The sequence below is a fragment of the Variovorax paradoxus genome (assembly GCF_040544635.1).
Taxonomy (GTDB): Bacteria; Pseudomonadota; Gammaproteobacteria; order Burkholderiales; family Burkholderiaceae_C; genus Variovorax; species Variovorax paradoxus_R.
Genome location: NZ_JBEPKJ010000019.1, coordinates 38,264 through 52,024 on the forward strand (window position 1 = coordinate 38,264; position 13,761 = coordinate 52,024).

Below are 13,761 nucleotides of genomic sequence, written 5' to 3' on the forward strand. Positions count from 1 at the left end.
CCAGATCAATAACCTCAAGGAGACAACGAAATGAAAGCAACGAAGAACTGGAAAACACGGGCCGTGCTGGCGGCGTCGCTGGGCGCCTGCCTGCTGGCCGTTCAAGCGCCGGCCACGGCGCAGCAGGCACCCTGGCCCGACAAGCCCATCACCATGGTCGTGCCGTATTCGGCCGGCGGCCCCACCGACGTGGTGGCGCGCATGCTCGCGATTCCCATGGGCAAGTCGCTCGGGCAGACCGTCATCGTCGAGAACACCGTGGGCGCGGGCGGCACCATTGCCCCCGGGCGCGTGGCCAAGGCGGCGCCCAACGGCTACACCATCCTGATCCATCACATGGGCATGGCGACCGCGCCCGCGCTCTACAAGAAGCTCAGCTACGACCCGCTGAAAGACTTCGAATACGTCGGCCAGGTGATGGACGTGCCGATGACGCTGCTTTCGCGCAAGGACTTTCCGGCCAACAATTTTCAGGAATTGCTGGCCTACGTAAAGGCGAACAAGGACAAGGTCACGCTCGCCAACGCCGGCATCGGGGCCGTGTCGCAGCTGTGCGGCATGCTCCTGGCGCATCAGATCGGCGTGCACCTCACCACCGTGCCTTACAAGGGCGCCGGCCCCGCGCTCAACGACCTCATGGGCGGGCAGGTCGACCTGCTGTGCGACCAGACCACGCAGACCGCGCCGGTCATCAAGGACGGCAACCGCGTCAAGGTGTTCGGCGTGACCACGCCCAAGCGGCTGTCGAGCATGCCCAACATCCCGACGCTCGACGAGCAGGGCCTGAAGGGCTTCGACGTGAAGGTGTGGCACGGCATCTACGCGCCCAAGGGCACGCCGCCGGCGGTGATGCAAAAGCTCAACACGGCGCTGCGTGCGGCGCTGCAGGACGACATGGTCAAGCACCGCTTCGCCGAACTGAGCACCGAGGCCGTGCCGATGGACAAGGTCACGCCCGAAGCCCTGCGCACCCACCTCGCGGCCGAAACCGAGAAGTGGGGCAAGGTGATTCGCGCGGCGGGCGTCCAGGCGGATTGACGAAGGATTGACCGGCACTGGCGGGGCAGGCCGGCCCCGCAGCGTTTACGCCAGGTTGAAAGGCAGCTGGCGCAGCGGCTTGCCCGTCAGCCGCGCGAGCGCATTGGCGAACGCCGGCGCGAGCGGCGGCAGGCCGGGCTCGCCGATGCCGGTGGGCGCATCGGCGCTGGGCACGACATGAACATCGAACTCCGGCATGTGGGTGATGCGGGCCACGGCAAAGTCGCCGAAGTTGCTCTGCTGCACTTCGCCATCCTTCAGCGTGATGGCGCCGCCCGGCAGGCACATCGACAGGCCCATGACCGCGGCGCCCTGCACCTGCGCCTCCACGCTGCGCGGGTTGACGGCCAGGTTGCAATGCACGCCGGCGGTCGCCCGGTGCAGCACCGGCTGGCCGTCCTTGACCGAAGCCTCCACCACGTAGGCCACCACCGACTGGAAGGACTCGTGCACCGCCACGCCCCAGGCGCGGCCCTGTGCCAGCTGCTTCTTGCCGTAGCCGCTCTTGTCGACCGCCAGCTGCAGCGCGGCACGATGGCGCGGGTGCTTGTCTCCGAAGAGCTGCATGCGATAGGCCACCGGGTCCTGCTTTGTGCTGTGCGCGATCTCGTCGATCAGCGTTTCCATCACGAACGCGGTGTGCGTGGAACCCACGCTGCGCCACCACAGCACCGGCACGTTGACCTTGGGGTGGTGCACGGTCAGTCGCATCGGCAGCGGATAGGGCTCGCGCATGCCTTCTGTCGCCGAAGCGTCGATGCCGTCCTTGACCTGGAACGACTCGAACACCGTTCCCGTGAGGATGGACTGGCCCACGATGACGTGGTCCCACGCCAGCACCTTGCCGCGCTCGTCGAAGCCGATGCGTGCGCGGTGCAGGTGCATGGGGCGGTAGTAGCCGCCCTTGATGTCGTCCTCGCGGCTCCACAGCAGGCGCACCGGCGCAGTCAGGCCCGCGGTGCGCGCGGCCTTGGCGATCTGGCAGGCCTCGACCACATAGTCGCTCGAACCCACGAAGCGCCGGCCGAAGCCGCCACCCGCCATTTGCACATGCACGCTCACCTGCTCGGGCTTGAGGCCGAGCACACGTGCCGCCGCGGCGGCGTCCAGCCCGGCGCTCTGCGTGCCGACCCAGAGCTCGGCGCGATCGGCCGACAGCTTCACGGTGCAGTTCAGCGGCTCCATGGGCGCATGGGCCAGGTAGGGGAACACGAACTCGGCTTCGAGCTGTTTGGGCGCCTTGGCCAGCGGCGCCATGTCGGCGTCGAACTTGCGCGGGCCGGGCTTGGCGGCCAGTTCGCGGTACTGCACCAGCTGCTTTTCGCTGTCGACCTTCTCGACGGCGGAGGTGTCCCACTGCAGCTTCAGCGCATCGCGGCCCAGCTTGGCTGGCCAGTAGCCGTCGGCCACCACCGCCACGCCTTCGGCGCCGCGATCGAGCGGCACGCGCAGCACCGCCTTCACGCCCTTGACGGCGCGCGCCGCGCTGTCGTCGATCGACTTCAGGCGCGCACCGAACACCGGCGGATGGGCCACCACGGCCGTGAGCTGGCCGGCGTGCTTCACGTCGATGCCGAAGTCTTGCCGGCCGCTGCTCTTGGCACGTGCATCCAGCCGCGTGGTGGGGCGGCCGATGATCTTGAAATCCTTCGGATCTTTCAGCGTGACCTTCTCGGGCACCGGCAGCGCCATGGCGGCTTCGGCCAGTTCGCCGTAGCCCAGCTTGCGTCCGCCCGGGCCCAGCACCGTGCCGGCCTGCGTGCGCAGCGTGGCCACGTCGACGTTCCAGCGCGCAGCGGCGGCCGAAAGCAGCATGGCCCGTGCGCGCGCGCCGAGCTCGCGGTATTGCGTGAAGCTGTTCTTGATGGAGTTGGAGCCGCCGGTCAGGTGCATGCCGAACACGGGGTCGTGGTAGGCGGCATCGTTGGTGCCGCTCTTGCTGCGCACCAGGCTCCAGTCGGCATCGAGCTCTTCGGCCAGGATCATCGGCAGGCCCGTCTGCACGCCCTGGCCGAATTCGAGCCGGTTGTGGGTCACGGTGACTTCGCCGTTGGGGGCAATCTGCACGAAGGCAAGCGGCTGCTGCGTGGGCTTGAGGCCGCCGGCCGGCTTGGCCGCACCGTCGGCCTGCGCCATGGCCATGTGGGGAAACGCGCCGATCGCCAGGCCGCCGACGCCGGCCAGCTTCAGGAAGCTGCGGCGGGGCAGGGCGGCGGCGCCGGCGCCGGGCTCAGGCTGGCTTGCGGCCATCAGGCGTTGCAGGGCGCGCGGCAGTTCGCTCGGATCGATATGGGTGGGCAACAACATGTCGGGTGCTCCTTCAGGCCAGGGTCTTGGCGGCGTCTGCCACCGCGGCCCGAATGCGGGCGTAGGTGCCGCAGCGGCAGATGTTGCCGGCCATGGCCGAGTCGATCTCGTCGGTGCTCGGCTGCTTGCCGGGTGGGAGCGATTTGATGAATGCCGTGGCGCTCATGATCTGGCCGCTCTGGCAGTAGCCGCATTGCGCCACGTCGTGCTTGACCCATGCGGCGTGCACGGCCGCGCCCACGCGGTCGCTGCCGTCGGTGGCGGCTTCGATGGTGACGATCTTCTTGCCTTCGGCCGCCGAAATCGGCGTGATGCACGAGCGGATGGCCTGGCCGTCCAGGTGCACGGTGCAGGCACCGCACAGCGCGGCGCCGCAGCCGAACTTGGTGCCGGTCATGCCCAGCGAGTCGCGCAGGGCCCAGAGGATGGGGGTGCCGGGGTCGGCGTCGACCGTGTGTTCACGGCCATTGACGTGGAGCGCGCTCATGTTCTTTTCTCCGCAAGGTGGGGGATGATTTCTTGTGACTACTTGGCGCCGTCGAGCAGCCATTGCGCGAGCAACTGTGCGTCGGCATCGGGAACCTGTGCTTGCGCGGGCATCGGCATCGGCCCCCACTTTCCGGAGCTGCCGGCCTTGATGCTTGCAGCCAGCTGCGCGGCCGTTCCCTTGCCGTCGCCATACTTTGCGCCGATGTCTTTCCAGGAGGGCCCCACTACTTTTGCCGTGGCCTGGTGGCACGCAACGCATGCGTACTTCTGGGCCAGCGCCTGGCTGGCCGCGGCAGGCGCTGGCCAGGCAATGCCTGCGGCAATGCACGGCACGGCCACGAGCGAAGCCAGCAAGGCGCGCGGGATGGTGGTGGTGCGGCCAGGGCCGCGTTGCGGTTTCCGGTCTTCGTTCATTTCTTTCAGGCCCCTTGTGTTGCGGCGCTCATCGTGTGATGCGCGACTGTAGAGACGGGGGGCTGAAAGAGATAGTGGCCAATACAGCATGCCTTTTGAAGTCGGGCTTCAAAATACAAGGCCGAGCCACGGGGCCGGGAGGCCCCGGGGTCAATTCCGCGGGCGCGCCGAGGCCACCCGCGGGAGCACGCTCAAAGGCCGCCCTGGCAGAGATACTTGGTGTGCATGTAGTCGTCGAGGCCGTGCACCGAGCCTTCGCGGCCGTAGCCCGACTCCTTCACGCCGCCGAAGGGCGCGGCCTCGGCGGCGAGCGCGCCTTCGTTGATGCCGACGATGCCGGATTCGAGCGCGTCTGCCACGCGCGAGATGCGGCGCACGTCGTTCGAATAGAAGTAGGCGGCAAGGCCGAAGGGCGTGTCGTTGGCGGCGGCCACCACCTCGGCTTCGGTCTCGAAGCGCGTGACCGGCACCACGGGCCCGAAGGTCTCTTCGCAGCTGCACGCCATGGTTGCGTCGGCATTCACCAGCACGGTGGGCGCGTAGTAGTTGGGGCCGTTGCAGCGCGCCGAACGCAGCCGCTCGCCGCCCACCACGATGCGTGCGCCCCGGGCCACGGCGTCGTGCACGTGGCGCTCGATCTTGTCGACCGCGCGCGCGTTGATCATCGGGCCGATCTGCGAATCGGGCTCGGCGGCCGGGCCGACCTTGAGTGCGCCGACCCGTGCCGCCAGCTTGTCGACGAAGGCATCGTGCACCTTCGACTGCACGAACACGCGGTTCGGGCACACGCAGGTCTGGCCGCCGTTGCGGAACTTGGCGGCCATGAGACCTTCGACCGCGGCATCGATGTCGGCGTCTTCGAACACGATGAAGGGTGCGTTGCCGCCGAGTTCGAGCGACAGCTTCTTCAGCGTGTCGGCCGAGGCGCGCGCCAGGTGCTTGCCGACCGGCGTGGAGCCGGTGAAGCTGATCTTGCGCACACGCGGATCGGCGAGCCACACATCGACCACCTCGGGCGTGCGTTCGCGTGAGGCGGTGACGATGTTGAGCACGCCCGCCGGCACGCCCGCTTCCTCGGCCAGCTTCACGAGCGCGAGCGAAGTCAGCGGTGTGTCCTCGGCCGGCTTGCACACCACGGTGCAGCCCGCGGCCAGGGCCGGCGCGATCTTGCGGGCGATCATCGCGGCCGGAAAATTCCACGGCGTGATCGCGGCGACCACGCCCACCGGTTCCTTCACGGCGAGCATGCGGCGGCCCGTGACCGGCGCGGGAATCACGTCGCCGTTGGCGCGCGTGGCTTCTTCAGCGAACCACTCGACGTAGCTGGCCGCATAGGCCACTTCGCCGCGGCCCTCGGCAAGCGGCTTGCCCTGTTCGCGCGAGATGAGGCGACCCAGGTCTTCCTGGTGCGCCAGCATGAGGTCGTTCCAGCGCTTGAGGATTTGTGCGCGCTGCTTGGCGGGCACGGCGCGCCAGGCCGGGAAGGCGGCGTGAGCGGCAGCTACCGCGGCGCGCGCATCGGCGGCCGTGCCGTCGGGCACGCTTGCAAAAACGCCATCGGTGGCGGGGTCGGTCACGTCGAGGCGGCGCGCATCGCTGGCTTCGCGCCATTCGGCGCCGATGAGTTGGCGGCCCGGCAGCAGGTCTTGGCGTTGGAGGGTGAGTGGCATGGTCTGAAAAGTTCTTGAAAAATTTTGGCGGGGGTGGGCTTCAGGCCGCGGACACGCGCTCGGCAATGGCCATGCCCAGCTCCGTGGTCGAGGCCGTGCCGCCCAGGTCGCGCGTGCGCGGTCCTTCGCGCAGCACCGCCTCAATGGCGCCGAGGATGGCGTCGTGCGCGGCGCGGCCCGCGCCCTGGCCCTGTGTAAGGAAGTCGAGCATCAGCGCACCCGACCAGATCATGGCGATGGGGTTGGCGATGTTCTGGCCGTAGATGTCGGGCGCCGAGCCGTGCACGGGCTCGAACAGCGACGGAAACTTGCGGTCGGGGTTGAGGTTGGCCGACGGCGCAAGGCCGATGGTGCCGGTGGTGGCCGGACCGAGGTCGGAGAGGATGTCGCCGAACAGGTTGCTCGCCACCACCACGTCGAAGCGCGTGGGCTGCAGCACGAAGCGCGCCGAGAGAATGTCGATGTGCTGCTTGTCGACCGTCACGTCGGGGTAGTCGCGGCCGATGGCATCGGCGCGGCCGTCCCACCACGGCATGCTGATCGCGATGCCGTTGCTCTTGGTGGCCACCGTGAGGTGCTTGCGCGCGCGGCTTTCGGCAAGCTCGTAGGCGTAGCGCAGCACACGGTCGGTGCCGTGGCGCGAGAAGACCGATTCCTGGATCACGATCTCGCGTTCGGTGCCTTCGTACATCACGCCGCCGAGCGAGGTGTATTCGCCCTCGGTGTTCTCGCGCACCACCAGGTAGTCGATGTCGCCGGGCTTGCGGCCAGCCAGCGGGCAGGGCACGCCTTCGAACAGGCGCACCGGGCGCAGGTTGATGTACTGGTCGAACTCGCGGCGGAACTTGAGCAGCGATCCCCAGAGCGAGACGTGGTCCGGCACGGTGCCCGGCCAGCCGACGGCGCCGAAGTAGAGCGCGTCCACGCCGCGCAGCTGCTCCTTCCAGTCGTCCGGCATCATCTGGCCGTGCTCGGCGTAGTAGTCGCAGCTGGCCCAGTCGATGGTGCGGCAGTCGAGCTCGAAGCCGAAGCGCTCGGCGGCGGCCAGCACCACGCGCAGGCCCTCGGGCATCACTTCCTTGCCGATGCCGTCGCCGGCAATCAGCGCAATCCGGAACGTGGGGGTCATATCCGAGCCTCTCTGGTTGATGGGGCGGTTGCCCTTGCCGCTGCGGCCGCCGTGCGGTCCATGTCGTCCAGCCAGCCGCGGCGCAGCTCGGGCACGGAGCGCGCCAGCAGTTCGTAGTAGGGGTGATGCGGCCCGCGGTCGTAGTCGACCCGCGCCACTTGCGAGAGCTTGCGCCCGTGCTGCATCACGACGATCTCGTCGCACACCGAACGCACGGTGTGCAGGTCGTGACTGATGAAGAGGTAGGACACGCCGAGCTCGCGCCGCAGCTCGGCCATGAGGTCGAGCACCGCCGCGGCCACGACGGTGTCCAGCGCGGAGGTCACCTCGTCGCACAGAATCAGGTCGGGCTCGGCCGCCAGCGCGCGTGCCAGGTTGACACGCTGCTTCTGCCCGCCCGAAAGTCCGCCCGGGAGGCGGTCGGCCACCGAGCGCGGCAGTTTCACCAGGTCGAGCAGTTCATGAATGCGCCGCTTGAGCGGTTCGCCGCGCAAGCCCTTGTAGAACTGCAGCGGCCGCGCCAGGATGCGCCAGATGGTCTGCGACGGGTTCAACGCCGTGTCGGCCATCTGGAAGACGATCTGGATGCGGCGCAGCTCCTCGGGGCTGCGTTGCTGCAGCGTGGGCTTGAGTGCGTGCCCGTCGAACATGACGCTGCCGTGGCAGGGCTTTAAAAGGCCGGCGACGGCGCGCGCCAGCGTGGTCTTGCCGGAGCCCGACTCGCCGATCACGCCGATGGCTTGCCCGCGGTAGAGCTTGAGGTTGATGTCCTCGAGGATGAGCTTGGCCGGTTGGCCTTTCGAGTCCACAGCGCCGTAGCCGCACGAAAGCTCGTTCACGTGGAGCAGCAGCCCGGAATCGCCCGAGACCTGGCCCGAGGCGCGCACCGCGGGCCGCGCGGCCGCCAGCAGGCACTTGGTGTAGTCGTCCGCCGGGGCAGAAAGGATCTGCTCGGTGGCGTTCAGCTCGCTCATCTTGCCGTTGCGCAGCACCAGGATGTGGTCGGCCATCTGCGCCACCACGGCCAGGTCGTGGCTCACGTACACGGCGGTGGCGCGGCGCTCGCGCACCACGCGGCGGAAGGCGCGCAGCACTTCGATCTGCGTGGTCACGTCGAGCGCGGTGGTCGGCTCGTCGAGAATCACGAGGTCGGGGTCGCCGATCAGCGCCATCGCCGCCATCAGCCGCTGCAGCTGGCCGCCCGAGACCTGGTGCGGATAGCGCGCGCCGATGGTTTCCGGATCGGGCAGCGCCAGCTCGCGGAACAGCTGCACCGCCTTCGCCTCGGCCTCGGCCCGCTTGCACAGGCCGTGGATGACGGTCGGCTCGACCACCTGGTCCATGATCGTGCGCGAGGGATTGAACGAGGCGGCCGCACTCTGCGCGATGTAGGAGACCGTGCGGCCGCGCAGCGAGCGCTGCCGCGCCGCGTCGAGTGCCAGCACATCGGTGTCGCCGATCTGCACCCGGCCGGCCGAGATGCGGCAGCCGTGGCGTGCATAGCCCATCAGCGCCAGCGCGGTGGTGGTCTTGCCGGAACCCGATTCGCCGATCAGCGCCAGCACCTCGCCGGGCTGCACGGAAAAGCTCAAGTCATCGACCAGCGTGGTGTCGCCGGCCACGATGCGCAGGCCTTGGACAGTGAGTGGTGCGCCCATCAGCGTGCTCCTCTTTCGCGGGCGGTGCGGCCCGGCAGGTTGTCGATCACAAGGTTGACCGCGATGGTCAGGCTCGCGATGGCGAGCGCCGGCACGATCACCGAGGCGCCACCCATGGCCAGCGCGCCGATGTTCTCGCGCACCAGCGAGCCCCAGTCGGCCGCCGGCGGCTGGATGCCCAGGCCCAGGAAGCTCAGGCTCGCCAGCAGCAGCACGACGTAGACAAAGCGCAGGCCGAGGTCGGCCAGCATCGGGCCCAGGATGTTGGGCAGGATCTCGCGCAGCATGATGTAGAGCGTGCCCTCGCCGCGCGTGCGCGCCACGGTCACGTAGTCGAGCGCGTTGATGTTGACGGCCAGCGAGCGCGCCATGCGGTAGGCGCCCGGCACGTAGATGATGCCCGCCGTGACCACCAGCATCGGCACCGAGGAGCCGAAGCCCGCCACCATGATGAGCGCGAACATCTTGCTCGGGATTGCCGTGAGCGTGTCGAGGCCGCGGCTGAGCACCGCGTCGATCCAGCGGCCGCTGGCGGCGGCCAGCAGCGCCAGCGTGATGCCGGTTCCGCTGGCCAGCAGCGTGGCAAACAACGCGACACCGATCGTGTAGCGCGCCCCCTCGATGATGAGCGCCAGCATGTCGCGGCCGAGGTAGTCGGTGCCCAGCCAGTGCTTCGCGCTGATCGGTGCGAAGACGTTCGAGGTGCCCGCGGCCGCCGTGCCGTGCGAGAGCATCCAGGGGCCGAGGAGCGCCGCGAGCAGCCAGAACAGCAGCACCGCGAGGCCGAGCAGGCCCGATGGGCCGAAGCCGGTGAGCCAGCGCAGCGGGCCGCCGCGGCGCTCTTGCGGCATGGGCGCGAGGGAAGCCGTGGCGCTCGCGACCGTTGGAGAGGTGGACGTTTCCATGGAGCTTCCTTCAGCGGTGCCGCAGCCGCGGGTTGGCGAGAATGCCGCAGATGTCGGCCGTCGTCACCAGGATCAGGTAGGCGCAGCAAAAGATCATGGCGCAGGTCTGCACCAGCGGCATGTCGCGCTGCGAGACGCCGTCGACCATCAGCTTGGCGATGCCGGGGTAGTTGAAGATGGTCTCGACGATGATCACGCCGCCGAGCAGGTACGACAGGCTCAGCGCCACGGCGTTGGCGATCGGGCCCACCGCATTGGGCAGCGCGTGCGCCAGCACCATGCGCATCGGCGAGGCGCCCTTGAGCCGCACCATCTCGATGTAGGGGGCTTCGAGCTGGTCGATCACCGCGGCGCGCGTCATGCGCATCATCTGCGCGACGATCACGCAGCACAGCACCAGCACCGGCATTGCGAAGGCGCGCAGCAACTGGCCCAGCGACTCGATGTCGTTGACGAAGGAGAGCGCCGGCAGCCAGCGCAACTGGACCGCGAACACCAGCACCGCCAGCGTCGCGACCAGGAACTCCGGCACCGACACCACGCCTACCGCCGCCGTCGAGGCGGCGCGGTCGAACCACGAGCCGCGCCACACCGCCGAGGCAATGCCGAGCGCCAGCGCGATCGGCACCGAGAACAGCGCCGTGACGGCGGCCAGCAGCAGCGAGTTGGGCAGGCGGCTGGCGATCAGCTCGGCCACCGGCAGCTGCGTGGTTGCGGAGAGCCCGGGGTCGCCCTTCACCATGCCGAACAGCCATTTCGCGTAGCGTTCGGGCGCCGGCACGTCCAGGCCCATCTGCGCGCGCAGCGCGGCCACGGCCTCCGGAGTGGCGTCCTGGCCGAGCTGCTCCTGCGCGGCATCGCCGGGCAGCACCGCGGTGATCGAGAACACGATCACCGATACCGTCAGCAGCGACAGAAGCGCCAGCGCGATGCGCTGGGCGAGGAGTTTGAGAATGACGTGATTCATATCAGTGACTTCCCTGCGTTATGCGCTTCACGCCCACCGCGGCCGGCGAAGCCAGGCCCGTTCGGGGAACACCGCGGAACCGGCTTTGCCGGGCCGCTGGTGTTGCCCCCGGTGAGGGGGGTGGCGGCTACACGAAGTGAGCAAGCTTGGGGGAGAGCTCACTCCTATGCCTCCAGCCATACGTTCTCGGCGAAGTTGTAGCCCATGAGGCCGCCCAGCGGGATGGGCGACAGGCCCTTGAGCTTGGAGGTGTGACCGTCGATGCTCGAGAGGAACAACGGGATGCCGATGCCGGCGTCCTGGTGGATCATGGTCTGCATGTCGGCGTACATCTGCTTGCGCTTGGCCAGGTCGGTCTCGGCGCGCGAAGCCACAAGCAACTGGTCGAACTTCTCGCTCTTCCAGCGCGACTCGTTCCAGGCCGCACCCGACTGGAAGAACTGCGTCAGCAGCACGTCGGCGCTCGGGCGCGGGTTGACGTTGCCGAAGCCCACATGGCTGTTGAGCCAGTGGTTCGACCAGTAGCCGTCGGCCGGCATGCGCTTGATGTCGATCTCCAGCCCCGCGCGCTGCGCCGTCTGCTGCAGCAGCAGCGCCATCTCCACCGAATACAGCGCCGCGGGCGAGGCCACCATCGGCACCTTGCCGGTGATGCCGGACTTCTGCAGATGGAACTTCGCCTTGTCGAGGTCGAAGGGGCGCTGCGGCAGGCCGGCGAAGTAGAAGCGGTTGGTCGGGTCGATGGGCTGGTCGTTGGCGACCACGGCGTAGTCGAGCGCAATGGTCTTCTTCATCTGCTCGCGGTCGAACAGGTGCTTCATGCCGAGCACGAAGTCCGGGTTGGCACCGGGGCCCACGTCCTTGCGCATCACCAGATCGGAATACTGGCCGGACTGGGTCACGAAGATGCCGAAGCCGGGCGTTCCCTTCACCCGCTCCACCGAGCGCGGGTTGACGGAGCCGACCAGGTCCACGCCGCCCGACAGCAGCGCGTTGACGCGCGCGCTCTCGTCGCCGATGCCCACGAACTCGATTTCGTCGAGGTAGGGCTTGCCGGGCTTCCAGTAGGCGTCGTTGCGCACCATCAGCGAGCGCACGCCGGGCTTGAATTCCTTGAGCTTGTAGGGGCCGGTGCCGATGCCGGCATTGAAGTCGGTGGTGCCTTCCTTGACGATCTGGAAGTGGAAGGTTCCCAGGATCACCGGCAAGTCGGCGTTCGGCGCGCTGAGCACGAAGGTGACCTCGTTCGGGCCGGTGGCCTTGGCGCTCTCGATCTGGTCGGCCAGCACCTTGGCCTTGGAAGCCGTGGCCGGTTCCTTGTGACGCATCACCGAGAACACCACGTCGGCCGGCGTGAGCGCCTTGCCGTCGTGGAAGGCCACGCCCTTGCGCAGCGTGAAGACCCAGGTCTTGGCGTCCTTGGTGGTGAACGATTCGGCCAGCGCGGGCTGCGGCGTGAGGCTGGCGTCCAGCGAGGTCAGGCCGTTGTAGATCATGTTGCAGCGCGAGTAGTCGGTCTGGTTCGACTGCTTGGCCGGATCGAGCGTGTCGGTGGCGGCGGCCGTGGCGCCTGCCACGCGAATGCGCCCGCCCTTCCTGGGCGTCTGCGCATGGGCGGACACCGCCATGCCGGCGAGGCTGCCGGCGAGTGTGGCCTGCATGCCGCCGGCCATCAGCATCGTGAGGATGTCGCGCCGCGAGGCGCCGCGTTTCAGCGACTCCATCACACGAAGGCTTTCGCCGGGACCGACGAGGTTTTCGAACCTCTTGTTGCTGCTGTCGCTCATGGTGGGGTACTCCTGTGAAGCCGATGACTGATGGTTGAAGAACAAACAAACACGGAACGAAAACGATGGACTCGCGCGGCGCTCAGGCCAGCTTGTCCTTGAGTGAGTAGTAAAGCCCGACCGCCGGCAGGAACCAGGGCGCGCCGAAGTGACCGGGAATGGCGGGCCAGTCGCGGCCCTGCCAGGGGTTGGCGCTGGCGTCGCCGTTCATCACGGCCGCCATGCGCTCGCCCATGTGAACCGACATCTGCGTGCCGTGGCCGCTGTAGCCCATGGCGTAGTAGAGGCCGTCGCGCTCGCCGGCGTGGGGAAGGCGGTCTTGCGTCATGTCGACCAGTCCGCCCCAGCAGTAGTCCAGCCGTACGGCGCCGAGCTGCGGAAAGGTTTCGGCCAGCCCGGCGCGCAGGATCTCGCCGCTGGCGGCATCGGCCTGCGGGCTGGAAACCGAGAAGCGCGCGCGGCCACCGAACACCAGCCGGTGATCGGCCGTGAGCCGGAAGTAGTGATGGATGTTCGCGACCGTGGTGTAGGTGCGCCGGGCCGCGAGCAGCGCCTGTGCGCGCTCCGCGCCGAGCGGCTCGGTCACGACGATGAAACTGCCGATCGGCACGATACGCCGGCGCAGCCAGCCGAAGCTGCCATAGCCGCCGTGACGCGTGGCACCCGTGGCCAGCAGCACCTGCTGCGCCGTGACGGTGCCGCCGGCGGTGTGCAGCCGGTGCGCATGGCTTTGGCCCAGGCGTTCGATGCGGTTCACCGCGGTGCCGGTGTGAATCTGCGCGCCATGGCGCTGCGCGGCCGCGGCCAGGCCCTGGGCGAAGCGGCCCATGTGCATCTGGCCGCTGCGCTTGTAGAGCAGGCCGCCGTGAAAGCGCTCGCTCTGCACCTCACTGTGCACTTGCGCTGCATCGAGGATCTCGACGTCGGTGTCCACGCCGTCAGCCACCAGGCGCTGCGCGCTGCGTTCGAGCGCCGCCATCTGGTTGGCGCGCGTGGCGAGCTTGAGCTTGCCGTGGCGCATGAAGTCGCAGTCGATCGCCTCGTCGCGCACCAGCCGCGCCACGGTGTCCACCGCATCGTCGTAGGCGCGGTACCAGGCGCGGGCCTTTTCAATGCCGACCTTGGCTGCTACCTCGGCATAGTCCACGGCCAGCCCGTTGTTCACGTGTCCGCCGTTGCGGCCCGATGCCTCTGCCGCCACGCGGGTGCCGGCCTCCAGCACCGCCACGCGGGCCCCGCGGCTGGCCAGCGCCCGCGCTGCCGACAGGCCGGTGAAGCCGCCGCCCACGATGGCGACGTCGACCTGCGCCGGCAGCGCATGCGCCGCGGGAGAGAAGGCCGGCGCGGAATCGGTCCAGTAGGAGTCGAGCTTCATGGCGTGGGGCGTTTCAATCTGG

General features: G+C 68.6%; 11 protein-coding genes. 1 reads left to right on the forward strand and 10 read right to left on the reverse strand.

Annotation, left to right across the window (positions count from 1 at the left end; genetic code table 11):
• Window positions 1-30: 30 nt before the first annotated feature.
• The gene (locus tag ABIC94_RS25750; RefSeq protein ID WP_354375828.1) at window positions 31-1,038 is read left to right on the forward strand and encodes a tripartite tricarboxylate transporter substrate-binding protein; all 1,008 of its coding nucleotides are present in this window, start codon (window positions 31-33) and stop codon (window positions 1,036-1,038) included.
• 45 nt (window positions 1,039-1,083) lie between these two features.
• Here the strand turns inward: ABIC94_RS25750 and ABIC94_RS25755 are convergent, their stop codons facing one another.
• The 10 genes from ABIC94_RS25755 to ABIC94_RS25800 all read right to left on the reverse strand — a co-directional run bounded on the left by ABIC94_RS25755 (window position 1,084) and on the right by ABIC94_RS25800 (window position 13,739).
• Entirely contained in the window at window positions 1,084-3,345 is a 2,262-nt protein-coding gene (locus ABIC94_RS25755) for a xanthine dehydrogenase family protein molybdopterin-binding subunit (protein WP_354375829.1), read from the reverse strand.
• Window positions 3,346-3,358: 13 nt separating this feature from the next.
• Window positions 3,359-3,832 (reverse strand): (2Fe-2S)-binding protein, encoded by a 474-nt coding sequence (locus ABIC94_RS25760; RefSeq protein ID WP_126748614.1) that lies wholly within the window; start codon window positions 3,830-3,832, stop codon window positions 3,359-3,361.
• Window positions 3,833-3,870: 38 nt separating this feature from the next.
• Entirely contained in the window at window positions 3,871-4,248 is a 378-nt protein-coding gene (locus tag ABIC94_RS25765) for a c-type cytochrome (protein ID WP_354375830.1), read from the reverse strand.
• Window positions 4,249-4,439: 191 nt separating this feature from the next.
• Complete coding sequence (locus tag ABIC94_RS25770; protein ID WP_354375831.1) at window positions 4,440-5,918, reverse strand: NAD-dependent succinate-semialdehyde dehydrogenase; 1,479 nt, start codon at window positions 5,916-5,918, stop codon at window positions 4,440-4,442.
• 40 nt (window positions 5,919-5,958) lie between these two features.
• Window positions 5,959-7,047, reverse strand: coding sequence for a tartrate dehydrogenase (locus ABIC94_RS25775; RefSeq protein WP_354375832.1), 1,089 nt, complete (start codon window positions 7,045-7,047; stop codon window positions 5,959-5,961).
• Window positions 7,044-8,705 (reverse strand): ABC transporter ATP-binding protein, encoded by a 1,662-nt coding sequence (locus ABIC94_RS25780; protein WP_354375833.1) that lies wholly within the window; start codon window positions 8,703-8,705, stop codon window positions 7,044-7,046. The genes ABIC94_RS25775 and ABIC94_RS25780 overlap by 4 nt, the downstream gene beginning before the upstream one ends.
• Entirely contained in the window at window positions 8,705-9,610 is a 906-nt protein-coding gene (locus ABIC94_RS25785) for an ABC transporter permease (RefSeq protein ID WP_354375835.1), read from the reverse strand. Before ABIC94_RS25785 ends, ABIC94_RS25780 begins: the two co-directional genes overlap by 1 nt.
• 10 nt (window positions 9,611-9,620) lie before the next feature.
• Window positions 9,621-10,577, reverse strand: a complete 957-nt coding sequence (locus tag ABIC94_RS25790; RefSeq protein ID WP_354375836.1) for an ABC transporter permease — start codon at window positions 10,575-10,577, stop codon at window positions 9,621-9,623.
• Window positions 10,578-10,741: 164 nt separating this feature from the next.
• A complete protein-coding gene (locus ABIC94_RS25795) occupies window positions 10,742-12,364 on the reverse strand; it encodes an ABC transporter substrate-binding protein (RefSeq protein WP_354375837.1) in 1,623 nt (540 codons plus the stop codon).
• Between the two features lie 82 nt (window positions 12,365-12,446).
• A complete protein-coding gene (locus tag ABIC94_RS25800; protein WP_354375838.1) occupies window positions 12,447-13,739 on the reverse strand; it encodes an NAD(P)/FAD-dependent oxidoreductase in 1,293 nt (430 codons plus the stop codon).
• Between the last annotated feature and the right edge of the window lie 22 nt (window positions 13,740-13,761).